Here is a 24,327-nt window from a genome sequence, read left to right on the forward strand (position 1 = left end):
TGATTAACGACGCGCGGACGTCGTACACGAAAGCCGGCAACGGGTGCCGATTATCGGTTTCAACGATCGGGTGAACGCGAATATGAAAACGGGCAGCCGCGCGGGCTGCCCGTTTTGCAACGCCGGTGTAGAACCGGCACCCGGCATGCGGGACAAGCCCGCATGCGCAGGTTCATGCGCCGTGCTGCTGCGCCTTGAACGCGAGCCGGAACCGATGCAGCAGCGGCTCGGTATAGCCGCTCGGCTGCGACGTGCCTTGCAGCGCGAGCGCGCACGCGGCCTTGAACGCGGTCGACTGCTCATAGTCGGGCGCCATCGGGCGATAGTTCGGATCGCCGGCGTTCTGCTGGTCGACGACGCGGGCCATCCGCTTGAACACGTCGAGCACGAACGCCTCGGTGATCACGCCGTGGCGCAGCCAGTTCGCGATGTGCTGGCTCGAGATGCGCAGCGTCGCGCGATCTTCCATCAGGCCGACGTCGTGGATGTCCGGCACCTTCGAGCAGCCGACGCCCTGTTCGACCCAGCGCACGACGTAGCCGAGGATGCCCTGCGCGTTGTTCTCGACCTCGCTCAGGATTTCCGCCTCGCTCCACGCGGCGCGCTCGACGACCGGCACGGTCAGCAGCCCTTCGAGCAGCGCGTCGCGCTCGCTTGCGTACGGCGCTTTCTCGAGCTCCTGCTGGACGGCCTGCACGTCGACGAGGTGGTAGTGCAGCGCGTGCAGCGTCGCGGCGGTCGGCGACGGCACCCATGCGGTGTTCGCGCCGGCGCGCGGATGCGCGATCTTCTGTTCGAGCATCGCGTGCATCAGGTCCGGCATCGCCCACATGCCCTTGCCGATCTGCGCGCGCCCGCGCAGGCCGGCCGACAGGCCCGCGAGCACGTTGTTGCGCTCGTACGACTGGATCCACGCCGACGACTTCATGTCGCCCTTGCGGATCATCGGGCCTGCTTCCATCGCGGTGTGCATCTCGTCGCCGGTGCGGTCGAGGAAGCCGGTGTTGATGAACGCGACGCGCGCGGCCGCCGCGGCGATACACGCGGCGAGGTTCACGCTGGTGCGGCGCTCCTCGTCCATGATGCCCATCTTCAGCGTGTTGCGCGGCAGGTTGTACAGATCCTCGATGCGCGCGAACAGCGTGTCGGCGAACGCGACTTCGGCCGGGCCGTGCATCTTCGGCTTCACGATGTAGATCGAACCCGTGCGCGAATTGCGCTTCGCCTTCAGGTCGTGCAGCGCGCACAGCGTCGTGACGACGCCGTCGAGGATGCCCTCCGGAATCTCGTTGCCATCGCGATCGAGCACCGCGCCGTTGGTCATCAGATGGCCGACGTTGCGCACGAACAGCAGCGAGCGGCCGTGCAGCGACAGCGTGCCGCCGTCGGGCGTCGTGTACTCGCGATCGGCGTTCAGGCGGCGCGTGAAGGTCTTGCCGCCCTTCGCGACTTCCTCGACCAGCGTGCCCTGCATCAGGCCGAGCCAGTTGCGGTAGAGCTGGACCTTGTCGTCGGCGTCGACGGCCGCGACCGAATCCTCGCAGTCGATGATCGTGCTGACCGCGGCTTCGAGCACGACGTCCTTCACGTTCGCGAGATCGGCGCGGCCGATCGGCGTCGACGCATCGATCTGGATCTCGACGTGCAGGCCGTTGTGCTTGAGCAGGATCGCGGACGGCGCATCGGCCGCGCCCTGGTAGCCGACGAACTGCGCGGGCTGCGCGAGGTGCACGACGCCCTTCGCGGTTTCGACGGCGAGCTGGCCGCCCTGCACGCGATAGCGCAGCGCGTCGCGGTGCGAGCCGCTCGCGAGCGGCGCGGCGTTGTCGAGCACGTTGCGCGCGTAGTCGATCACGCGCTGGCCGCGCGTCGGGTTGTAGGCCGTGGTGCGTTCGGCGCCGCCGTCTTCCGGCAGCGCGTCGGTGCCGTACAGCGCGTCGTACAGGCTGCCCCAGCGCGCGTTCGCGGCGTTCAGCGCATAGCGTGCGTTCGACAGCGGCACGACGAGCTGCGGGCCGGCCTGCGTCGCGATCTCGCTGTCGACGTTCGCGGTGGCTGCCGCGACGTTCGACGGGACCGGCACGAGGTAGCCGATTTTTTCGAGGAACGCGCGATACGCGGCATGGTCGCGTACCGGGCCGGGGTGCGCGCGATGCCACGCGTCGAGTTCCTGCTGCAGACGGTCGCGTTCCGCGAGCAGCGCGCGGTTGCGCGGCGCGAGGTCGTGCACCAGGGCCGAGAAACCGCTCCAGAACGCGGCCTTGTCGATGCCGGTGCCCGGCAGCGCTTCGTTTTCAATGAACTGGCTCAGCGCTGGCGCGACTTGCAGTCCTGCTTGGTCGATCATCGTGAATCCTCCCGGGGAAAATGCGCGTGCGCGGCTTGGCTGGTTATTCCGCGACGCTCTGTGTGCCGGCGCGCGCGATCTGCGCGTCCTGTTCGGACTTTACGCCAGACACGCCGATCGCGCCTGCGATCCGGCCGCCGACCGTGACCGGCACGCCGCCTTCGAGCAACCCCGTCAGCGGCGCGCTCAGAAACGCGGTGCGGCCACCGTTGATCATATCCTCATACGCCTTCGTCTCGCGACGGCCGAGCGCCGCCGCGCGCGCCTTGTCCTGCGCGATGGTGCTGCTGGCCGGCGACGCGCCGTTCAGCCGCGCGAACGCGAGCAGGTGGCCGCCGTCGTCGACGACCGCGATCGACACGGCCCAGCCGTGGCGTTCCGCTTCCGCGCGGGCCGCGGCGAGCATGCGCTCGGCATCGGCCAGTTCGAGTTCGGGTTTCGTTTGCATGGCTTTCCTCCGGAATGGGCGGTCAGTTGACCAGCCGGTTGTCGACGAGCTCGATCCAGTGGCGCACCAGCGTGCGGCCCGCGCCGTTCCGCTGAGTCTGGCATCCGACGTCGGCCGTGACAATCAAGTTCGGCTGCGCGGCGTCCGGCGCGTCGAGCCTGTTGTCGCGTAGTGTCGTCGCGAGTTCGGGTTGCGTCGGCGAATACGTGTCGGCCGAGCCGCGGCACGGATGGCCGCCGGCGACATTCGTCAGATCGAAGCCGGGCCGTGCCAGGTGCTTTCGACCGCACCGCCGAGGCACTGCGCGTGCCGCAGCGTGCACGGGCGGTGGAGGCGACGCGCTTATCGCGCATAGACGGGGTCGGAGCGCGGCAGGTCGCGCGCCGTCGCCGATACCGGTTGCGCACGAGAAGACCATCGGCGCGGTGGATGAACGGTCGCGCGGCGGCACGGGCGGGGGCTCGGCCCGCGCCGTACCCGCTAGAATTGCAGTTTTAGCCCGGAACACGTCCATGTCTTTTGCCTCGCTTGGCCTGATCGAGCCGTTGCTGCGTAATCTGCAAGGCCTCAATTACCAGACACCCACGCCGGTGCAGGCCAAGGCGATTCCCGCCGTGCTCGGCGGCAAGGACGTCATGGCCGCGGCGCAGACCGGCACCGGCAAGACGGCCGGTTTCGCGCTGCCGCTGCTGCAACGGCTGGTGCAACATGGCCCGGCGGTGTCCAGCAACCGCGCGCGCGTGCTGGTGCTGGTGCCCACGCGCGAACTGGCCGAGCAGGTGCTGCAAAGCTTCGTCGAATACGGCAAGGGCCTCGATCTGCGGTTCCTGGCCGCGTACGGCGGCGTGAGCATCAATCCTCAGATGATGAAGCTGCGCAAGGGCGTCGACGTGCTCGTGGCGACGCCGGGCCGCTTGCTCGACCTCAATCGCCAGAACGCCGTGCAGTTCGATCAGGTGCAGACGCTGGTGCTCGACGAAGCCGACCGCATGCTCGATCTCGGCTTCGCGCGCGAACTCGACGCGGTCTTTGCCGCGTTGCCCGCCAAGCGCCAGACGCTGCTGTTTTCCGCGACGTTTTCGGACGAGATCCGCAAGATGGCGGCGGGCATTCTGCACAGCCCCGTCGATATCAGCGTCAGCCCGCCCAACGCCACGGCCAGCAAGATCAAGCAATGGGTGGTACCGGTCGACAAGCGGAACAAGCCCGACCTGTTCATGCACCTGGTGGCGCAAAACAAGTGGGAGCACGCGCTGGTGTTCGTCAAGACCCGCAATGGCGTCGATTATCTGGCGCTGATGCTGGAGAAAGCGGGCTATGCGGTCGACACGATCCACGGCGACAAGCCGCAACCCGCGCGTTTGCGCGCGCTGGAACGTTTCAAGGCGGGCGACGTGCAGATGCTGGTCGCCACCGATGTGGCGGCGCGCGGGCTGGATATCGACGATCTGCCGCTGGTGATCAACGTCGATCTGCCGATCGTCGCGCAAGACTACGTGCATCGTATCGGCCGCACCGGCCGCGCGGGTGCGAGCGGGGTGGCGGTGTCCCTCGTGTGCGCCGACGAAGCGCCGCAACTGGCCGCGATCGAAGCGCTGATCCGGCAGACGCTGCGGCGGGAGGAAGAGCCGGGTTTCGAAGCCGAACACCGCGTGCCGGAAACCAGCGCGACGGGGCAGATCATCAAGAAGCCCAAAAAGCCGAAGAAGCCGAAGGTGCCGCAAACCGCGCCGGTCGCCAGGCAGGCGCCCGGCAAGAAGCCGCACACGCCGGGCAACGAAGGCAAGCGCAAGCCTGCGGCGCAGCATGCGAAGCCAGCCGTCGGCACGGGAACGGACTACACCATCGGTAGCCCGTTCAGCGTGCACAAGCCGCGCGGCAAACCGGCCGGCAAGCCGGCTGCGGGGGCGGGGAAGCCGGCTGGCAAACCTGCCGGTGGTCGCGGCAAGCCTGGCAAACCGTCCCGGTAGCCTGAAGCCTTTCCGGCATCACCGATGATGTGCGATGACTGAAGTGAGAGAAGGCATGACGACGACATTCGACGAGGCGACAACGGCGGCGATCGCCGCGTTTGCGCAACTGGATTTCTACACGGCCGTGCAAGCGATGCGTGCCGAGGCCGATTACGACCGCGAACGAGACCAGTGGATCTCGCGCTATATCGACGAGCACGGCGGCGGCGCCGACGATGCGGAATACGACGCGTTGCACGCGCGGGCCCAGGCCACGCCGGAATACGCGCAGTTCGTCGACGCGGTCCGGCGGGAAATTCTCGAGTACTTCGGGGTGACCGACGATCAACTGGACTGCATGGTCGTGCTGCGCGAGGACGACAGCGATGAACTGTGGGCGGAGGTCAACCGGCAGCGCAACGCGCTGGGAACCGGTGAAGTACGCGGAGATCTCTGATCGCGGGTGACCGTCGTGCTCCGGCACTCGCCGGTCAATCAATCTTCTCGCGCAAGCCGCAGCAAGATATCGGCGAGGGCCCGAATTTTCGGTTGTGGCGCACGCTGGGGCGGATAGACGAGGAAGTAGGAAAGGCCGTCTTCAGCCACCTCCTCGAACGGTGTCACCAGCGATCCGGCACGGAGTCGGTCTCTCGCCATCCGCGGGTCGCCGATTGCAATGCCATGTCCTTCCATCGCTGCCGCGAGCGTCAATTCGAGGGTATCGAATACCAGTCCGCGTCCCGCATCGATCTGGCGGGCCCCGACATGATCGAGCCAGCATCGCCACTCCGCGCGGCTGGGCCCGGGATGGAGCAAATCGACGTGCGCCAGGTCGGCAACGGATCGCAGTGAGGTCGCCAACGCGGGCGCGCACATCGGCGTGAGCGTCTCGGGAAACAGCGGGACCGCCTCCATGCCGGTCCACTGTCCCGTGCCGCGCACGACGATGGCGTCGACGTCGGACGTCGCGAAATCCGGCGTATCGTCCGCGGATGTCGAAATACGAAGCTCCGTCCCGCTCATGGCGCGATGGATGTCCGGCAGACGCGGGAGCAACCAGCGAACGGCGAACGTGGACGGCAACTTCAGCGTGAGCACCGAGGTCGCCCGTGCGCGGGAATCCGCGTGCTGAACCAATTGCGTGAGCACGTTGACCGCGACCGTCAGCAGTGCATTTCCTTCTGCGGTCAACGACAGGCCCGACACATGCCGCACAAAGAGTGCGCATCGATAATGCGTTTCCAACTGCTGTATCTGGCGGCTCACCGCGCCTTGCGTGCGGCAGAGGTGATCCGCGGCCTTGCTGACGCTGCCGAGCTGCGCCGCTGCGACGAATGACTGAATCGCCGCCAACGGCGGGAGCGGCCGCGTCAGGTCAGCCAGCGGATATGCATGCGGCGCATACCCGGGTTGCGAATTTTTCGATTGTTCGGTCATCGGTGCATCGCTATCGTGCGTCTACCGGATGCCCTGTTCTTGCGAATGAACGGGGGTGTCGACGAATGATCGGAGGATAATTTTGGGCTCAACGTCGGAATCACTCTACACGGAACAGGTTCGCGCCTACCTTCGGGAACTGGAGCGCGGCGATGTCGGTGCCATCTGTGCGCTCTTTACGCCGGACGCGCGGATTTTCTCGCCATTTCTCGGCTGGATGCACCCCGAGCCGTTCTTTTCGAAGGTCGCGGCCGCGTCGGGAGCAAGCAGGATTACACCGATCGACATCTGCGTCAGCACGAGCGGGGCTCGACGTGCGACAGGTTACTTCATCTACGATTGGGGCCTGAAAGACGGTTCGGTGGCGCGCTTCGAGTGCGTCGACGTGTTCGAATTCGACAGCGCGGGGCGCATCGAACGGATGATCATCGTCTACGACACCCATCCGATTCGCAATACGGTCGGCGACAAGTACGCGTAGCCGAATCGATGTCGATCAAAGTCGCGCTCGACCGTTCAGGCGCGTCGAAACCGCGGCACGCTGCGAGTTTGATCGGTTGACGGCGTGGAAGCCTGGATGACGGGCGAGGTCCGTCGAGCGACCCCTACCCGAATCCGCAACGAAAAAAGCCCGCCGAAGCGGGCAACCTCACGATGCGGAGGGGGAGATGCGAAAGCGCGAGCGGCGCGCGTTCAGCCTTTTGTCGCGCCGAACGTGAGCCCCGCGACGAAGTGCTTCTGCATCGCGAAGAACATCGCGACCGACGGCAGCGCGGCGAGAATCGACCCGGCCGACACGAGATTCCACGAAGTCGTCCATTGCCCCTTCAACGCCGCGACGCCCGCCGTGATCGGCGCGGCCTCGTCGCCCTGCGTGAGGCACAGCGCCCAGAAGTAATCGTTCCACACGAACGTGAACACGAGAATCGCGAGCGCGGCGAGCGCCGGCCGGATCAGCGGCAGCACGATGCGCCAGAACACCGTCCATTCGCCCGCGCCCTCGATGCGCGCCGCCTCGATCAGCTCGAACGGCAGTTGCTTGATGAAGTTGCGCAGGAACAGCGTGCAGAACCCGGTCTGAAACGCGACGTGAAACAGGATCAGCGCTTCGACGGTATTGAACACGCCGAGCCTGAGCGACAGGTCGCGCACCGGAATCATCAGCACCTGCACCGGCACGAAGTTGCCGGCGACGAACGTGCCGAACAGCGCGGTGTTGCCGCGAAACCGGTAGGTCGCGAGCGCGAAGCCGGCCATCGCCGCGAGCGCGATCGAGCCGATGACCGACGGCACCGTGATCTGCACGCTGTTCCAGAAGTAATGCAGCATCGGCGACGTCGTCAGCGCATCGCGATAGTTCTCGATCATCGAGAAATGCCGTGGCCAGCCCCAGTAGTGGCCTTCGACGAGTTCCTCGGTCGAGCGCACCGACGTGACGAACACCGCGATCATCGGCAGCAGCCAGATCACGAGCGCGACCGGCAGCGACAGCTTGTACAGCCGGCGCGATACCGGCTTCCAGTGGGCAACGGGCGTCGGAAACATGGTGAATGAACTCCCGAAAGGTCACTGTTCGTTGCGCAGCATGCGGCGCAACTGGAAGGCGATGTAGACGAGCATGATCGCGAACAGCACGACCGCGATCGACGCGGAATAGCCGAGCCGGTAGTACTTGATCGCCTGGTCGTACATGTAATACGCGAGCACGGTCGAGCTTTCGAACGGGCCGCCGCCCGTCATCACCGAGATCAAATCGAAGCTGCGCAGCGCGCCGATCACCGTGACGACGATCGCCATGAAGGTGGTCGGCCGCAGTTGCGGCAGCACGACGTGCCACAGCAGCGCGAAGCCGCGCGCGCCTTCCATCCGCGCGGCTTCGATCTGTTCCGGATTGACCGACGTGAGGCCGGTCAGGTACAGGATCATGCAGTACGCCGTTTGCGGCCACAGCGCGGCGAACACGATGCCGAACGTCGCGTAGCGCGCATCGCCGAGCACCGGGATGCCGTGCCCGGCGATGAGCGCGAGCAGCCCGAAGGTCGGATCGTAGAACCACGAGAAGATCAGCCCGACGACCACGCCCGACAGCACGAACGGCGCGAAGAACAGCGACTTCACGAGCCGGATGCCGCCGACCGCCTGGTTCAGGTACAGCGCGAGCGCGAGGCCGAGCGGCGGCGCGAGCATGAACAGCACGAGCCAGATCACGTTGTTGCGCAGCGCGGTGTAGAACGTCGGCGCATGCAGCAGCTCCGCGTAGTTCGCGAGACCGACGAAGGTGCGCTCGGTCATCCCGTCCCAGTTGTACAGGCTCAGCCACAGCGTCGACAGGATCGGCCAGATCACATAGACGGAAACCATCGCGCAGGCCGGCGCGAGAAAGAGCCAGGCGGCGCGCCGTTGCCGCCGCACGGCGGGCGACGGGCGGCGGGCGGGCCACGCGGCGGCGGACGGGCCGCGCGGCGGCGCGGTGCCGGCGGGCGGGGGGGACGTGGTCGGACTGGACACGGCAAGCCTCCTGAACGGACACGGCGGCGCGCGGCCGCCGGTTGGGTCACGCGATCACTTCTTGTAGATCCGCTTGCGGGTCTGTTCGAGTTGCGCGAGCACCGTATCGAGCTGCGCGGGATTCGCGAGGAACTGCTGCATCCCCTTCATCCCCTCGTCGGCCATTTCCTTGGTCATGTCGCGGTCGTAGAACTGCGCGACGCCGCCCTTCGTGTCGGCGAGGATCCGGAAGCCGATGCGCGAGATCGGATCGGCCGGCTCGGGCGACTTGCTGTTGGCCGACAGCGAGCCGAGCCCTTCGGCGAGCTTCGCGCCCATCTCCGGCGTTTCGACGAATGCGAGGAACGTATGCGCGTCGGCCTTGTTCTTCGCCTTGGTCGGGATGTGCAGCGATTCGACCGGGCCGTCCTCGGCGGTCGGCACCTTCGGGTCGATGATCGGGAAGCGGTAATAGCCCATTTCAGGCTTCACGTTCGGCGGGAAACCCGCCGCGATGAACGTGCCCATCAGCATCATCGCGGCCTTGCCCTGGAACAGGAACGGCTGCGCGCCGTCGAGATCGTAGGACAGCGCGTTGTCGATGAAGTAGCCGGCATCGATCAGCGATTTCCACGTCGTGTAGACCTTCTTCACGCGCGGGTCGGTGTACGGCACGTCGCCGGCCATCAGTTGCTGGTGGAACGCATTGCCGTTCAGGCGCAGGTCGAGATAGTCGAACCAGCCGGCGAGCGTCCATGCGTCGCGGCCGCCGATCGCGATCGGCGTGATGCCCGCCGCCTTCAGCTTCTTGCATGCGTCGAGAAACTGGTCCCAGGTCTTCGGCTCGTCGGCGATGCCGACCTTGCGAAACAGGTCCTTGCGGTAGAACAGCCCCCACGAGTAGTAGACGGTCGGCGCCGCGTACTGCTTGCCGTTGTACGACGAGGCGCTGCGCGTCGACGCATACATCGCGTCCCAGCCGTTCTTCGTCCAGTCGCCGCTCAGGTCCTCGAACAGCCCGCGCTTCGCGTAGTACGCCATGCGTTCGCCGGCATGCCAGTTCACGACGTCCGGCGCGACGGTGGTGAGCCACGCGGGGAGCTGCACCTTGTACGCTTCCTCGTCGACGAAGGTCGGCTTCACGTCGATGTCCGGGTGGGCCTTGTGGAACGCTTCGATCGTCGATTGCCAGACCGCGCGCTGGCTCGCGCCCTTGAACGCGATGTTGATCGTCAGCGTGCCCGCGTCGGCCGGCGCTGCGGCGCCGAACGAAGCGAACGCGATGGCGGCGGCGCTCGCCAGCCGGGCGGCGACGCGAAGGGGGCGATGTGTCATGTGTGTCTCCATTCCTGTGTGTCGTTGTGCGTGGCCGGCGCTTCATCGGGCGCCGGGGGCGGTTGCTACGAACGGCTTCGATACACGGCGACGCCTTGCGGCTCGACCTGCGCGGCGCCGACCACGAACGCGGACGGCGGCACCGCGTCGATCGTGTGCGGTGTGCCGGCGTAGTTGAACACGTAAGTCAGGCCGCCGCGCCGGCTCACGCGTACGGCGTCGCCGAGCGGCGTCGGGGCCAGGCCGGCTTCGGCCGCGACATCGGCGAACAGGCGCACCGTGGTCGCATCGTCGAACAGCGCGGCCCAGTAGTGCAGCGGGCCGTGCGATATGCAGGCCGGATGACCGTCGGCGAAGCGCGCATGCACCACGCCGCGTGCGTCGTCGTCGTTGAGCTGGACGAGATCGCGCCAGTGACGCGCGTCGCCCGCGAGCGGCGAGCCGTCGCGCAGCGTGCCGTCGATCCGCGCGGTCACGTTCGGCCGCAGCGACTCGACGCGCCACACGCGCACCGGCAGGATCGACGCGAGCGGGCCGGGCGGCAGCGCCGGCGGAATCTGCAGGTCGACGGTTTTCGAGCCGGTGCGCGGCCCGAACACCGCATGGGCGCCCGACGCGGCGAGCCGCGACGCGAAATCGTCCGGCACGATCGGCAGCGGCGGCACGACGACGAGACGGTAGCCGTCGAGCGGCGCGTGCGGCGACACGATGTCGACGTCGAGGCCGAGCGAGCGCAGCGCCGAGTAGTACTCGAACGCGAAACGCGGGTAGTGGAAATCGGCGCCCTGCGGCTGCACTTCGAACAGCCACTTCGCCTCGTAGTCGAAGACCAGCGCGACCGGTGCGCGTACCGCGCCGTCCGCGTCCGCATCGGCGCCCGCATTGAGCACGGCGACGATTTCCTGCGCGACACGCTGCGCTTCGCGGCCGCCTTCGTCGAGCTGGTTGTCGGGTGTATTCAGGCCCGCATGCATCTGCTCCTGCGCGAACGGCGCCTGCCGCCAGCGGAAGTACGACACGCAGCCGGCGCCGTGCGCGAACGCTTCCCAGCTCCACAGCCGCACCATGCCCGGCAGCGGCGCGGGGTTCCAGTGCGCCCAGTTCACGGGGCCGGGCTGCTGCTCCATCACCCAGAACGGCAGCTTCGACATGCCGCGATACAGATCGTGATTGAACGACGCGAAATCCGGGTGGCCGGTACGCAGCCAGCGCGCCTTCACGTCGGGTGCGAACCACAGCTCCTCGAGCGCGCCGAGCGGATAGCTGTCCCACGTCGCGACGTCAAGGTCGCGCGCGACTTCGTAATGATCGAACTCGGTGAAGAGCTGCATGAAGTTGTGCGCGACCGGCCGGCCCGGCGAGTGCGCGCGGATCACGTCGACCTGCATCCGGTGATAGCGTGCGAGCTCGTCGGACGCGAAGCGCCGGTAGTCGAGACGATGCGTCGGATGGGCTTCGGTCACGGTGCCGACGGGGGCGTCGACTTCGTCGAAATGGCGATACTCCATGCTCCAGAACACGGTGCCCCACGCGCGGTTCAGCGCGTCGATCGTGCCGTAGCGCGCCTTCAGCCATTCGCGGAAGCGTACGAGCGCGGCCGGCGAGTAGCTGACGACCGTTTGATGGCAGCCGAGCTCGTTGTCGGTCTGCCAGTAGCGCACGGCCGGATGGCGGCCGTAGCGTTCGGCGACCGCCGTGCAGATCTGGCGCGATGCTTCGAGATAGGTCGGCGACGAGAAATCGTAGTGGCGGCGCGAGCCGAACTTGCGCGGCTGGCCGTCGGCGCCGATCGCGAGGATGTCGGGATGGCGGTCGACCAGCCACTTCGGCGGCGTGGCGGTCGGCGTGCACATCACGATCTCGAGGCCGGCCGCGCCGAGCACGTCGACCGCGCGGTCGAGCCAGCCCCAGTCGTATTCGCCGGGCGACGGCTCCATGCGGCTCCACGCGAATTCGGCGATCCGCACCTGCTCGATGCCGAGCGCTTTCATTCGGCGGGCGTCGTCCGCCCACATCGATTCCGGCCAGTGTTCCGGGTAGTAGCAAACTCCGAGGCGCATGCCGATCCTTATGCGTAGTGGTGAACGTGGACGTCGGCGCACGCGGGCACCGCGCGGCCGTCTTCGGTGAACAGGTGGCAGGCCGCGGCCGGCGCGTGCACCTGCACGCGTTCGCCGGTGCGCACCTGCGCGTCGCCCGGCACTTTCGCGATCAGCGGCGTCGCGTTGGGCCGGTCGGCCAGGCCGGGCTGGTCGAGATGCACGTAGGTTTGCTCGCCGAGGCGTTCGACGAGCACGACGTCGCGTGCGAGCGTCGTCGCGTCGAACGCGGCGCCGAGCGTCAGGTGTTCGGGGCGGATGCCGAGCGTCACGGCGGCGCCGGCGCCCAGCGCCGAGCCGTCGCGCGGCAGCACGAAGGTTTCGCCCGACGGCACGAGCGTGACGGTCGTGCGATGCGCGTCGCAGGCGGTTACGACGGCCGGCAGGAAGTTCATGCGCGGCGAGCCGATGAAGCCCGCGACGAAGCGGCTGGCAGGATGGTGGTAGAGGTCGAGCGGCGCGCCCACCTGCGCGATGCTGCCGTGCTGCGCGGTGTCGGCACCGGCGTGCAGCAGCACGATCTTGTCGGCGAGCGTCATCGCTTCGGTCTGGTCGTGCGTCACGTAGACGACGCTCGCGCGCTCGAACTGCCGGTGCAGTTTCGCGATTTCGACGCGGGTCTGGCCGCGCAGCGCCGCGTCGAGGTTCGACAGCGGTTCGTCGAACAGGAATACGCCGGGCTCGCGCACGATCGCGCGGCCGATCGCGACGCGCTGCCGCTGGCCGCCCGACAGCGCTTTCGGCTTGCGCTCGAGCAGCGTGTCGAGCTGCAGGATGCGCGCGGCGTCGCGCACCTTCCGGTCGATCTCGGCCTTCGGCACGCGCGCGAGCTTCAGCCCGAACGCCATGTTCTCGTAGACCGTCATGTGCGGAAACAGCGCGTAGCTCTGGAACACCATCGCGACGCCGCGCTCGGCGGCCGGCACGTCGTCGACGCGGCGGCCGTCGATCGACAGCTCGCCCGCGCTCAGATCCTCGAGCCCCGCGATCATGCGCAGCAGCGTCGATTTCCCGCATCCGGACGGCCCGAGAAACACGCAGAACTCGTGCGCGCCGATCTCCAGATCGACGTCGCGAATGACCGGCGCATGCTCGCCATAGGCTTTCTGCACGCGCCGCATCGAGATGCTCGCCATTGTCTCCGCTCCATGTTCTAATGCGCCTGACTACTTGATTAAGCGCTTAATCATCGCGATCAAAAAAAGGGGCGATGCGATCGCGGCCGAGTCACGCCCGTCGATCGGGCGGCAAGGTGTGGGGCGATAGTGCGCCGCTTCGGCGAGCGAAGCAAATACTGGATCGACGTCTCATATAGTGGGCAAACGATGGCAACACTGGATGAAGTGGCGCGCCGCGCCGGCGTGACGGCCGCGACCGTATCGAACGTGCTGCGCGGCCGCGGCCGGGTCGGCGACGCGACGCGGGCGCGCGTGCTCGAAGCGGTCGACGCGCTCGGGTACCGGCCGCACCTTGCCGCGCGGGCGCTGGCGGAAGGGCGCGCGCCGACGGTCGCGCTGATGGTGTCGAGCATCGCGAACCCGTTCTATCCGGAGTTCGCGCTGGCGGTCGAGCGCGCGGTGCGCCGCAACGGGCAGTTCCTGGTCGTCTGCAATACGAACGAGGATCCGTTGCAGGGGCGCGCGTATCTCGACCAGATCGCCGGCACGATCTCCGAGGGGATTCTCGTGACCAATGCGAACCTGCATCTGCCGGATCTGCTCGACGTCGCGCGGCGCGGCGTGCCGGTCGTGCTGTGCCTGTGGGAGCGGCCCGAGGCGCCGCCCGACGGGCTGCCGTGCGTGGCGATCGATTTCCGCGAGGCGGGGCGGATCGCGACGCGGCATCTGCTCGAACTCGGCCACGAGAAAATCGGCGTGATCGTCGGCGGTGCGGCGAGCGGCGTGCAGGCGGCGCGCTATGACGGCTTCGTCGACGTGATGCGCGCCGCGGGGCTCGACGCGTCGATCGTCGCGGCCGAGCGCGATTCGATCGAAGGCGGCCTGCGTGCGGCGGGCCAACTGCTCGATGCGCACCCGCAGTTGACCGCGCTGGTCGCGACCAACGACCTGCCGGCGATCGGCGCGATGCATGCGGCGGCCGATCGCGGCAGGCGCGTACCCGACGATCTGTCGATCGTCGGCATCACCGACATCCATCTTGCCCGCGATACGCGGCCCACGCTGACGACCGTCGCGATCCCGACCGCCGAAGCGGCCGGCCTTGCCGTCGAGTTGCTCAATACGCTGCGCGAGACGGGCGGGCAGGGCGACGACGCATCGCGCGTGCGGGTCGCGTCGCTGCCGACGTTGACGGTGCGCGGCACGACCGGGCCGGTACCGCGCGCGGCGTAGCGAAGAAGGGCGGGCGGCCGTGCGCCGGCCTCAGCCGCCTTCGACGAGCCGCAACACGATGCGCCGGGCCGATTCGAGATGCGCGACGGTCATCGCGCGGGCGCCGCGTGCGTTGCGTTCGCGGCATGCCTGCAGGATGTCGTCGTGCTCGACCTGGAACGACGGCGTATCGGCGAGCAGCGTGGCCTGCAGGCGCTCGTAGCGCTCGACCTGGCTGCGCAGTTCGGCGATCGATTTCAACTGCCGTGCATTGCCGCAATGTGAATACAGCAACGCGTGGAATTCGCGGTTCAGCTCGCCTTGCCGGCGCGGCACGGTGGCGTTGCCGAGCAGCCGATGCACGAGTTCGGCGCGCGCGAGCGTTTCGTCGTCGAGTCGCTTCACGCTGCGGTAGATCGCATCGCCCTCGAGCAGCACGCGCAGATCGTAGATTTCCTGCACGTCCGACGCGCTCAGCATGCGCACGATCGCGCCGCGATTCCGGAAGATATCGAGCAAGCCCTCGCGCTCCAGCCGCTGGATCGCCTCGCGCATCGGAATCCGGCTGATGCCGAACCGCTCGGCCAGGTCGCGCTCGACGAGCCGCTCGCCGGCCGCGAGCTCGCCATTGACGATCATGTCGCGCAGCGACGCGGCGACCGCGTCCGCCGTGGAGTCGAGTTTGGCTTCCATGCGTTCCTGTTCGTTGATTTTGGAATAATGGTATACCAAACGGCAATCCGGTGCCACAATGGCGACCATCGGCGGCTTCGCGCAACGGCGTTCGGGGCCGGTCGAGACAACCGACATGAATGGAGAGCGAGATGGCATCGGGCGAACACCAGTATCGCGTCGCGGTGGAGTGGACGGGCAATCGTGGCACCGGCACGTCGGGGTATCGCGAGTACGGTCGCGATCACGTGATCCGCTCGGGCTCCAAGCCGGATATCCCCGGTTCGTCGGACCCGGCGTTCCGCGGCGACGCGGCGCGATGGAATCCTGAAGACCTGCTCCTCGCGTCGGCATCGGCGTGCCACAAGCTCTGGTATCTGCATCTGTGCGCGGAGGCCGGCATCCGTGTGCTGGCCTACATCGATCACGCGGAAGGCACGATGGTCGACAGCGTCGGCGCGGGGCGCTTTACCGAAATCGTGTTGCGCCCGCAGGTGACGATCCGCGCCGGCGACGATCGTGAACGGGCGGCGCAACTGCATCACGATGCGCATGCGAACTGCTATATCGCGAACTCGGTCAATTTTCCGATTCGCTGCGAGCCGGTAGTTGAGTTTGCCGCGGAGTAAGAAACCGCCGCCGCGTCGTCACAGCACGACGCCGTAAACCCCCCTCGCCGCCGCCCGAATCGCGTCGACCATCACCGTCACCGCCGGCGAATGCAGCCGGTCGGTGCGCGTGATGATCCCGAAATCGTCCATCCGGCAATCCATCTCCAGCGGCAGCATCGTGACGATCCCGTGCCGCGCGTAATAGCGCGCGACGTCCTCGGCGAGCACCGCGATCATGTCGCTTTGTTCGAGCAGCTGCGTGATGAACAGCAGCGCCGACGTTTCGACGAGGTTCGCCGGCGGCGCGAGGCTCGCGCGCTGGAACACGAGCTCGAAGCGGTGGCGCAGCACGCTGCCGGCCGGCGGCACGACCCACGCGGCGCGCTGCACGTCCGCGAGCGCCAGCGGCGCGTGCGCGAGCAGCGGGTGGCCGGGCCGCACGACGGCGGCCACCGACTCGCCGGTCAGCGGCTCGTAGCGCAGGCGCAGCTTGTCGTGTTCGGCCGACAGCCGGCCGAGCACGATGTCGATCTTTTCCTGCGCGAGGTGTTCGAGCAGCACGTTGCTGGTATCGATCTCGACCGACACGTGCAGGCCCGCATGCGTACCCTTCACCGCGGCGACGGCCGGCGGCACGAGCCGCAGGCCCGGCGACGTGATCGCGCCGACCGCCACGTGGCCGAGATGACCGGCCTTCAGCGCGGCCAGCTCCTCGCGCGCCTGGTCGAGGCTGCCGAGCGCCGCGCGCGCGTGGCGGATCAGCACGTCGCCGTACAGCGTCGGCCGCATCCCGCGCGGCAGGCGCTCGAACAGCACCGCGCCGATCGATTCCTCGAGCTCGCGCAGCAGCTTCGACGCGGCCGGCTGCGTCATGTTCAACGCGGCCGCCGCACGGTGGATGCTGCCTTCGTCGGCGAGCGCGACGAGCAGCAGCAACTGGCGCGTCTTCAGGCGGGCGCGGTTTCCCCACGGGCTGGCGTCGGTCATCGTACGGGTTTATATCGATATCGGAATCGATATCGTAATCGCCTAAATCGTCATTAGCCAGTTATCAAAATTCTGCCTAGACTGCGCCGGTATCCCGTCACCACAGGACTGACGATGTCGGCAACAAAACCCAGGCTGCGCTCCGCTCAATGGTTCGGCACGAACGACAAGAACGGCTTCATGTACCGGAGCTGGATGAAGAACCAGGGCATTCCCGATCACGAATTCGACGGCCGGCCGATCATCGGCATCTGCAACACGTGGTCCGAACTGACGCCATGTAACGCGCACTTCCGCAAGCTCGCCGAGCACGTGAAGCGCGGGATCTCGGAAGCGGGCGGCTTCCCGGTCGAGTTCCCGGTGTTCTCGAACGGCGAATCGAACCTGCGGCCGTCGGCGATGCTCACGCGCAACCTCGCGTCGATGGACGTCGAGGAAGCGATCCGCGGCAACCCGATCGACGCGGTCGTGCTGCTCGCCGGCTGCGACAAGACGACGCCCGCGCTGCTGATGGGCGCGGCGAGCTGCGACGTGCCGGCGATCGTCGTGTCGGGCGGCCCGATGCTGAACGGCAAGCTCGAGGGCAAGAACATCGGTTCGGGCACGGCCGTGTGGCAGCTGCACGAAGCGCTGAAGGCCGGCGAGATCGACGTGCATCACTTCCTGTCGGCCGAAGCCGGGATGTCGCGCTCGGCCGGCACCTGCAACACGATGGGCACCGCGTCGACGATGGCGTGCATGGCCGAGGCACTCGGCGTCGCGCTGCCGCACAACGCGGCGATTCCGGCCGTCGATTCGCGCCGCTACGTGCTCGCGCACATGTCGGGCATCCGCATCGTCGAGATGGCGCTCGAAGGGCTCGTGCTGTCGAAGATCCTGACGCGCGCGGCGTTCGAGAACGCGATCCGCACGAACGCGGCGATCGGCGGTTCGACCAACGCGGTGATCCACCTGAAGGCGATCGCCGGCCGCATCGGCGTGCCGCTCGAGCTGGAAGACTGGATGCGCATCGGCCGCGACACGCCGACGATCGTCGACCTGATGCCGTCGGGGCGCTTCCTGATGGAGGAGTTCTATTACGCGGGCGGGCTGCCGGCCGTGCTGCGCCGGCTCGGCGAAGGCGGCCTGCTGCCGCACCCGGACGCGCTGACGGTCAACGGCAAGTCGCTGTGGGACAACGTGCGCGAAGCGCCGAACTACGACGACGAAGTGATCCGTCCCCTCGACCGGCCGCTGATCGCGGACGGCGGCATCTGCATCCTGCGCGGCAATCTGGCGCCGCGCGGCGCGGTGCTGAAACCGTCGGCGGCGAGCCCCGAGCTGCTCAAGCATCGCGGTCGCGCGGTGGTGTTCGAGAACCTCGATCACTACAAGGCGACGATCAACGACGAAGCGCTCGACATCGACGCGAGCTCGGTGATGGTGCTGAAGAACTGCGGGCCGCGCGGCTATCCGGGCATGGCCGAGGTCGGCAACATGGGGCTGCCGCCGAAGCTGCTGCGCCAGGGCGTGAAGGACATGGTGCGGATCTCCGACGCGCGGATGAGCGGCACCGCGTACGGCACGGTCGTGCTGCACGTCGCGCCGGAAGCGGCCGCCGGCGGGCCGCTCGCCGCGGTGCGCAACGGCGACTGGATCGAACTCGACTGCGAGGCCGGCACGCTGCATCTGGACATCACGGATGAAGAGCTGCAGCGCCGCCTGTCGGACGTCGATCCGACCGCGGCGCCGGGCGTGGCCGGTCAGCTCGGCAAGGGCGGCTATGCGCGGCTGTATATCGATCACGTGCTGCAGGCGGACGAGGGGTGCGACCTCGACTTCCTGGTCGGCACGCGCGGCGCGGACGTGCCGAGCCATTCGCATTGAGCAGGCGGGCGGCGCGACGTGCGCCGCCGCCGGTTGCGGGCCTTCCCGGTCCGCGCTTCATGAAACCGTGAACGCATGACGGCCGGTAACCGCCGGGCCGAAGCAGGACGCGAACCATGACATCGAGCAGCACGCCGCGCTATCGCGGCATTTTTCCCGTCGTTCCGACGACGTTTACCGATACCGGCGAACTCGACCTCGCGAGCCAGCAGCGCGCGGTCGATTTCATGATCGACGCGGGCTCGGACGGCCTGTGCATCCTCGCGAACTTCTCCGAGCAGTTCGCGATCACCGACGACGAACGCGACGTGCTCACGCGCACGATCCTCGAACACGTGGCCGGCCGCGTGCCGGTGATCGTCACGACGTCGCACTACAGCACGCAGGTGTGCGCGGCGCGCAGCCTGCGCGCGCAGCAGCTCGGCGCCGCGATGGTGATGGCGATGCCGCCGTATCACGGCGCGACGTTCCGCGTGCCGGAGGCGCAGATCTTCGACTTCTATGCGCGCGTGTCGGATGCGATCGACATTCCGATCATGATCCAGGATGCGCCCGCGAGCGGCACCGCGTTGTCCGCGCCGTTCCTCGCCCGGATGGCGCGCGAGATCGAGCAGGTCGCGTACTTCAAGATCGAGACGCCGGGCGCCGCGAACAAGCTGCGCGAGCTGATCCGGCTCGGCGGCGACGCGATCGAGGGGCCGTGGGACGGCGAGGAAGCGATCACGCTGCTCGCCGACCTGCATGCGGGCGCGACCGGCGCGATGACGGGCGGCGGCTTCCCGGACGGCATCCGGCCGATCCTCGAAGCGTTCCGCGACGGCCGGCACGACGACGCGTTCGCGCATTACCAGACGTGGCTGCCGCTGATCAATCACGAGAACCGCCAGTCCGGGATCCTCACCGCGAAGGCGCTGATGCGCGCCGGCGGCGTGATCGCGTGCGAGCGGCCGCGGCATCCGATGCCGGAACTGCACCCGGACACGCGCGCGGAATTGCTCGCGATCGCGCGCCGGCTCGATCCGCTCGTGCTGCGCTGGGCGCGCTGAGCGATTCGCGAAGGAGAAATGCACGATGAGTGAACCGATTTCGCTGGGTGTCGTCGGGATCGGCAAGATCGCGCGCGACCAGCACCTGCCGGCGATCGCCGCCGAACCGGGCTTTGCGCTGACCGCGTGCGCGAGCCGTCACGCGGAAGTCAACGGCGTGCGCAATTATCCGGATCTGCGCGCATTGCTGGCCGCCGAGCCCGAACTCGATGCCGTGTCGCTGTGCGCGCCGCCGCAGGTGCGCTACGCGCAGGCGCGCGCCGCGCTCGAAGCCGGCAAGCACGTGATGCTCGAGAAGCCGCCGGGCGCGACGCTCGGCGAAGTGGCCGCGCTGGACGCGCTCGCGCGCGAGCGCGGCCTCACGCTGTTCGCGACCTGGCATTCGCGCTGTGCGAGCGCGGTCGAGCCGGCGCGCGCGTGGCTCGCGCAACGCACGATCCGCGCGGTGCAGGTGCGCTGGAAGGAAGACGTGCGGCGCTGGCATCCGGGACAGCAGTGGATCTGGGAGCCGGGCGGCCTCGGCGTGTTCGATCCGGGCATCAACGCGCTGTCGATCGTCACGCGGATCCTGCCGCGCGAGCTCGTGCTGCGCGAGGCGACGCTCATCGTGCCGAGCGACGTACAGACGCCGATCGCGGCCGAACTCGATTGCGCGGATACCGACGGCGTGCCGGTGCACGCGGAATTCGACTGGCGGCATGGCCCCGTCGAGCAATGGGAGATCGCGGTCGACACGTCCGACGGCGTGCTCGCGATCAGCCGCGGCGGCGCGCAATTGTCGATCGCCGGCGAGCCGGTCGAGATCGGCCCCGAACGCGAGTATCCGGCGTTGTATGCGCACTTCCATGCGCTGATCGCGCGTGGCGAAAGCGACGTCGACGTGCGGCCGCTGCGGCTCGTCGCCGACGCCTTCCTGTTCGGCCGGCGCGTGCGGACCGACGCGTTCGGCCGCTGAACTTGCGCGCGCGTCGGCACGGCGCGCGCGACGAATGATTGATTACGGCACACATCACGGCATCAGCCGACACAAAGGAGACACCACATGAACCGCACGATTCGTCGACATACCCTGCGCGCGCTGCTCGCCGCGCTTTGCATCGCACCGCTCGGCATGCAGGGCGCCGCGCACGCCGACGCGCCGCTGAAGATCGGCTTCCTCGTGAAGATGCCCGAGCAGGCGTGGTTCATCAACGAGCAGAACGCCGCCGCCGCGCTCGGCCAGAAGGAGAATTTCTCGGTCGTGAAGATCGGCACGCCGGACGGCGAGAAGGTGCTGGCCGCGATCGACAACCTCGGCTCGCAGGGCGCGCAGGGCTTCGTGATCTGCGCGCCGGACGTGCGCCTCGGACCGGCGATCGCCTCGCGCGCGAAGCGCTACAACATGAAGTTCGTGACCGTCGACGACCAGCTCGTCGATTCGAGCGGCAAGCCGCTGCCGAACGTGCCGCACCTCGGGATGTCGGCGACCAAGATCGGCAACCAGGTCGGCCAGGCGATCTCCGACGAAATGAAGCGGCGCGGCTGGAAGCCCGAGGAAGTCGGCGCGCTGCGGATCACGAACTACGAGCTGCCGACCGCGAAGCTGCGCACCGACGGTGCGACGCAGGCGCTGCTCGCGAACGGCTTCCGCAAGGAGAACATCTTCGACGCGCCGCAGAAGACGACCGACGACGAAGGCGGCTTCAGCGCGGCCGCGCCGGTGCTCGCGCGCCATCCGAACGTGAAGAAATGGGTGATCTACGCGCTGAACGAGGAAACCGTGCTCGGCGCGGTGCGCGCGACCGAACAGCTGCATATCCCGGCGGCCGACGTGATCGGCGTCGGGATCAACGGCGCGGGCGAGGCGTTCGCCGAATTCCAGAAGAAGGAGCCGACCGGCTTCTACGGGACGATCGCGGTCAGCTCGACGAACCACGGCAAGGACAGCACGCAGAACCTTGTCGACTGGATCCGCAGCGGCAAGGTGCCACCGGCCGACACGCAGACGAGCGGCAAGCTGATGACGCGCGCGAACTGGCAGGCCGTGCGTGCCGAACTCGGTATCTGAGCGGGGCGAGGCAAGAACGCGATGACGATGCAGACGATGACGGCCGCGCCCGGCCGCGACACCGAAGCGCTCACGCCGCCGGACGGCGCGCTGCTCGCGCTCGACGGCATCACCGTGACGTTTCCGGGCGTGCGCGCGCTCGACGCGGTGTCGCTGTCGGTGCGCGCGGGCGAAGTGCACGGGCTGATGGGCGAGAACGGCGCGGGGAAATCGACGCTGCTGAAGGTGCTGTCCGGCGTGAACCAGCCGCAGGCCGGCACGCTCACGCTGAACGGCACGGTGCAGCGCTTCGCGTCGACGCGCGCGGCGCTCGAGGCCGGCATCGCGATCATCTACCAGGAGCTGCATCTGGTGCCCGAGCTGACGGTCGCGGAAAACCTGATGCTCGGGCAATTGCCGAGCCGGCTCGGCGTGGTCGACGAGCGCACGCTTGCCGCGCGCGCGCTCGATGCGCTGGAGCGGCTCGGCGAGCACATCGATCCGGGCATCCCGGTGAAGTATCTGTCGATCGGTCAGCGCCAGATGATCGAGATCGGCAAGGCGCTGATGCGCGACGCGCGCGTGATCGCGTTCGACGAGCCGACGAGTTCGCTGTCCGCGCGCGAAACCACGCAACTGTTCCGGATCATCCGCGCGCTGCGCGCGGAAGGCCGCGCGATCATCTACGTCACGCACCGGATGGAGGAAGTCTACGAACTGTGCGACCGCGTGACGGTGTTTCGCGACGGCCGCCGCATCGACACGTTCGATTCCGTCGCCGATCTCGACCGCGACCGGCTGATCGGCTGCATGGTCGGCCGCTCGATCGAGGACGTGTACGGCTACCGGCCGCGCGCGGCCGGCGACGTGCTGATCGAGGCGAAGGGGCTCGCGGGGCCCGGCCTGGCCGAACCCGTGTCGTTTACCGCGCGGCGCGGCGAGATCGTCGGCTTCTTCGGGCTGGTCGGCGCAGGCCGCTCGGAGCTGATGAAGCTGCTGTACGGCGCGGTGCGCCCGAGCGCCGGGCACGTCGAGCTGAACGGCAAGCGGGTGGCGTTCGGCAGCCCGCGCGACGCGGTGCGCGCCGGCATCGCGCTGTGCCCGGAAGACCGCAAGCAGGAAGGCATCGTCGCGATCGCGTCGGTGGCCGACAACCTGAACATCAGCGCGCGCCGCCATTTCAGCCCGGCGCGCGTGCTGCTCGACGGGCGGCGCGAGCGCGAGCTCGCACAAAGCTACATCGAGCGGCTCGCGATCAAGACCCGCGACGGCGACACGCCGATCGGCGCGCTGTCGGGCGGCAACCAGCAGAAGGTCGTGCTCGCGCGCTGGCTGGCCGAGCGCATCGACGTGTTCCTGATGGACGAGCCGACGCGCGGCATCGACGTCGGCGCGCGCGCCGAAATCTACAACCTGTTCTACGAACTCGCGGAAGCGGGCCGCACGGTGATCCTCGTGTCGAGCGATCTGGCCGAGGTGATCGGCGTGTCGGATCGCATCGTCGTGATGAAGGAAGGACGGATCGCGGGCGAGGTCGCGAAGGCGCACGCGACGCCCGATGCGCTGATCAAGCTCGCGCTGCCGCGCTAGCGGCGAGCAGTCAACCGGAAAGCAACTGATATGAGCCAGGCAATGCAACCCCAACGTACCTCCCCATCCCCGGATGCCGCCGCCGCGGCCACGCCCGCGCGACCGCGCGGCGGCGTGTGGCAGCTGATCAACCGCTCCGGCATCGTGATGGTGTTTCTCGTGCTGTTCGCGGTGCTGTCGCTGACCGTGCCGGACTTCCTCACGCCGCGCAACATCCAGGGCCTGCTGCTGTCGGTCACGCTGATCGGCTCGATCGCGGTGACGATGATGTTCGTGCTCGCGCTCGGCGAAGTCGACCTGTCGGTCGCGTCGATCGTCGCGTTCTCGGGCGTCGTTGCATCGACGCTGATCACCGCGACGCACAGCGTCGTGCTTGGGATCGCGGCCGGCGTGCTCGCGGGCGGCGCGGTCGGCCTCGTGAACGGCGTGCTGATCGCGCGCTGGCGGATCAACTCGCTGATCGTCACGCTCGCGATGATGGAAGTCGTGCGCGGGCTCGCGTTCATCACGTCGAACGGCGACGCGGTGATGATCTCCGAGGAGCGCTTCTTCGATCTCGGCGGCGGGTCGTTCCTCGGCATCTCGTATCCGATCTGGAGCAACATCGTCGGCTTCGTCGTGTTCGGCTTCCTGCTGCGCAAGACGGTGTTCGGCAAGAACGTGCTGGCCGTCGGCGGCAACGGCGAGGCCGCGCTGCTCGCGGGGCTGCCGGTGATGCGCATCAAGATCGCGGTGTTCGTGCTGCAGGGGCTCGTGACCGGCTTTGCCGGCGTGATGCTCGCGTCGCGGATGAGCCTCGGCGATCCGAAGACGTCGGTCGGCCTCGAACTCGGCGTGATCTCCGCGTGCGTGCTCGGCGGCGTGTCGCTGACGGGCGGCGTCGCGACGATCTCCGGCGTGCTGGTCGGCGTACTGATCATGGGTTCCGTGCAGGACGCGATGAGCCTGCTGAACGTGCCGACCTTTTACCAATATCTGATACGCGGCGGAATTCTGTTGCTCGCGGTGCTGTTCGACCAGTATCGTCGCAACCAGCGGCGCGCGATGAAGATCTGATTTCGACCTCGCGCGGCCGACTGCATAGACGACGAATA

21 protein-coding genes and 1 pseudogene are annotated in these 24,327 nt (G+C 67.9%); 11 read left to right on the forward strand and 11 right to left on the reverse strand.

Going from position 1 to position 24,327, the window contains the following annotated elements; translation table 11 throughout:
* Positions 1-172: 172 nt before the first annotated feature.
* From HWX62_RS19330 to glcF, 3 genes and pseudogenes are all read right to left on the reverse strand, one after another.
* Positions 173-2,347, reverse strand: coding sequence for a malate synthase G (locus tag HWX62_RS19330; RefSeq protein WP_175931070.1), 2,175 nt, complete (start codon positions 2,345-2,347; stop codon positions 173-175).
* A gap of 43 nt (positions 2,348-2,390) precedes the next feature.
* Complete coding sequence (locus tag HWX62_RS19335; protein ID WP_175931071.1) at positions 2,391-2,795, reverse strand: heme-binding protein; 405 nt, start codon at positions 2,793-2,795, stop codon at positions 2,391-2,393.
* Between the two features lie 22 nt (positions 2,796-2,817).
* Positions 2,818-3,128 (reverse strand): annotated as a pseudogene (gene glcF / locus HWX62_RS19340) (glycolate oxidase subunit GlcF); the annotation flags it as partial.
* A 179-nt stretch (positions 3,129-3,307) separates the two neighbouring features.
* Here glcF and HWX62_RS19345 point away from each other — a divergent pair.
* Both HWX62_RS19345 and HWX62_RS19350 read left to right on the forward strand, forming a co-directional pair.
* Positions 3,308-4,765, forward strand: a complete 1,458-nt coding sequence (locus HWX62_RS19345) for a DEAD/DEAH box helicase (RefSeq protein ID WP_175931072.1) — start codon at positions 3,308-3,310, stop codon at positions 4,763-4,765.
* Positions 4,766-4,820: 55 nt separating this feature from the next.
* Positions 4,821-5,204: an ATP-dependent protease gene (locus tag HWX62_RS19350; protein ID WP_175931073.1), complete on the forward strand. Its 384-nt coding sequence runs from the start codon at positions 4,821-4,823 to the stop codon at positions 5,202-5,204.
* A gap of 38 nt (positions 5,205-5,242) precedes the next feature.
* Here the strand turns inward: HWX62_RS19350 and HWX62_RS19355 are convergent, their stop codons facing one another.
* A complete protein-coding gene (locus HWX62_RS19355) occupies positions 5,243-6,184 on the reverse strand; it encodes a LysR substrate-binding domain-containing protein (protein WP_175931074.1) in 942 nt (313 codons plus the stop codon).
* 82 nt (positions 6,185-6,266) lie between these two features.
* On the opposite strand from HWX62_RS19355, the gene HWX62_RS19360 reads away from it, so the two are divergent.
* Complete coding sequence (locus HWX62_RS19360) at positions 6,267-6,665, forward strand: nuclear transport factor 2 family protein (RefSeq protein ID WP_175931219.1); 399 nt, start codon at positions 6,267-6,269, stop codon at positions 6,663-6,665.
* Between the two features lie 212 nt (positions 6,666-6,877).
* Here the strand turns inward: HWX62_RS19360 and HWX62_RS19365 are convergent, their stop codons facing one another.
* The 5 genes from HWX62_RS19365 to ugpC form a co-directional block, all read right to left on the reverse strand.
* Positions 6,878-7,729 (reverse strand): carbohydrate ABC transporter permease, encoded by an 852-nt coding sequence (locus tag HWX62_RS19365; protein WP_059644529.1) that lies wholly within the window; start codon positions 7,727-7,729, stop codon positions 6,878-6,880.
* Between the two features lie 21 nt (positions 7,730-7,750).
* Positions 7,751-8,692: a sugar ABC transporter permease gene (locus HWX62_RS19370; protein ID WP_175931075.1), complete on the reverse strand. Its 942-nt coding sequence runs from the start codon at positions 8,690-8,692 to the stop codon at positions 7,751-7,753.
* Between the two features lie 54 nt (positions 8,693-8,746).
* Complete coding sequence (locus tag HWX62_RS19375) at positions 8,747-10,006, reverse strand: extracellular solute-binding protein (protein ID WP_175931076.1); 1,260 nt, start codon at positions 10,004-10,006, stop codon at positions 8,747-8,749.
* 65 nt (positions 10,007-10,071) lie between these two features.
* Positions 10,072-12,066 carry a beta-galactosidase gene (locus HWX62_RS19380; RefSeq protein WP_175931077.1) on the reverse strand — a complete coding sequence of 665 codons (1,995 nt, stop codon included), beginning with the start codon at positions 12,064-12,066 and terminating at the stop codon, positions 10,072-10,074.
* Between the two features lie 8 nt (positions 12,067-12,074).
* Positions 12,075-13,241 carry a sn-glycerol-3-phosphate ABC transporter ATP-binding protein UgpC gene (ugpC, locus tag HWX62_RS19385; protein WP_175931078.1) on the reverse strand — a complete coding sequence of 389 codons (1,167 nt, stop codon included), beginning with the start codon at positions 13,239-13,241 and terminating at the stop codon, positions 12,075-12,077.
* 189 nt (positions 13,242-13,430) lie between these two features.
* Between ugpC and HWX62_RS19390 the strand changes: the two genes are divergently transcribed.
* Complete coding sequence (locus HWX62_RS19390; protein WP_175931079.1) at positions 13,431-14,456, forward strand: LacI family DNA-binding transcriptional regulator; 1,026 nt, start codon at positions 13,431-13,433, stop codon at positions 14,454-14,456.
* A 30-nt stretch (positions 14,457-14,486) separates the two neighbouring features.
* Here the strand turns inward: HWX62_RS19390 and HWX62_RS19395 are convergent, their stop codons facing one another.
* The gene (locus HWX62_RS19395; RefSeq protein WP_175931080.1) at positions 14,487-15,128 is read right to left on the reverse strand and encodes a GntR family transcriptional regulator; all 642 of its coding nucleotides are present in this window, start codon (positions 15,126-15,128) and stop codon (positions 14,487-14,489) included.
* Between the two features lie 131 nt (positions 15,129-15,259).
* On the opposite strand from HWX62_RS19395, the gene HWX62_RS19400 reads away from it, so the two are divergent.
* Positions 15,260-15,736 (forward strand): OsmC family protein, encoded by a 477-nt coding sequence (locus HWX62_RS19400; protein ID WP_175931081.1) that lies wholly within the window; start codon positions 15,260-15,262, stop codon positions 15,734-15,736.
* A gap of 18 nt (positions 15,737-15,754) precedes the next feature.
* Here the strand turns inward: HWX62_RS19400 and HWX62_RS19405 are convergent, their stop codons facing one another.
* Positions 15,755-16,705 (reverse strand): LysR substrate-binding domain-containing protein, encoded by a 951-nt coding sequence (locus HWX62_RS19405; RefSeq protein WP_175931082.1) that lies wholly within the window; start codon positions 16,703-16,705, stop codon positions 15,755-15,757.
* Positions 16,706-16,819: 114 nt separating this feature from the next.
* Between HWX62_RS19405 and HWX62_RS19410 the strand changes: the two genes are divergently transcribed.
* From HWX62_RS19410 to araH, 6 genes are all read left to right on the forward strand, one after another.
* Positions 16,820-18,571, forward strand: coding sequence for an IlvD/Edd family dehydratase (locus HWX62_RS19410; protein ID WP_006480235.1), 1,752 nt, complete (start codon positions 16,820-16,822; stop codon positions 18,569-18,571).
* 116 nt (positions 18,572-18,687) lie between these two features.
* Positions 18,688-19,617: a dihydrodipicolinate synthase family protein gene (locus HWX62_RS19415; protein WP_175931083.1), complete on the forward strand. Its 930-nt coding sequence runs from the start codon at positions 18,688-18,690 to the stop codon at positions 19,615-19,617.
* 25 nt (positions 19,618-19,642) lie between these two features.
* Positions 19,643-20,572, forward strand: coding sequence for a Gfo/Idh/MocA family oxidoreductase (locus tag HWX62_RS19420; protein ID WP_175931084.1), 930 nt, complete (start codon positions 19,643-19,645; stop codon positions 20,570-20,572).
* 87 nt (positions 20,573-20,659) lie between these two features.
* Entirely contained in the window at positions 20,660-21,664 is a 1,005-nt protein-coding gene (locus HWX62_RS19425) for an arabinose ABC transporter substrate-binding protein (RefSeq protein ID WP_175931085.1), read from the forward strand.
* A 21-nt stretch (positions 21,665-21,685) separates the two neighbouring features.
* The gene (gene araG, locus HWX62_RS19430) at positions 21,686-23,233 is read left to right on the forward strand and encodes an L-arabinose ABC transporter ATP-binding protein AraG (RefSeq protein ID WP_175931086.1); all 1,548 of its coding nucleotides are present in this window, start codon (positions 21,686-21,688) and stop codon (positions 23,231-23,233) included.
* A 30-nt stretch (positions 23,234-23,263) separates the two neighbouring features.
* Positions 23,264-24,289 (forward strand): L-arabinose ABC transporter permease AraH, encoded by a 1,026-nt coding sequence (gene araH, locus HWX62_RS19435; protein WP_175931087.1) that lies wholly within the window; start codon positions 23,264-23,266, stop codon positions 24,287-24,289.
* The last annotated feature ends 38 nt before the right edge of the window (positions 24,290-24,327 follow it).

Origin of the sequence: Burkholderia sp. BCC0506, assembly GCF_902833145.1 — a bacterium.
Taxonomy (GTDB): Bacteria; Pseudomonadota; Gammaproteobacteria; order Burkholderiales; family Burkholderiaceae; genus Burkholderia.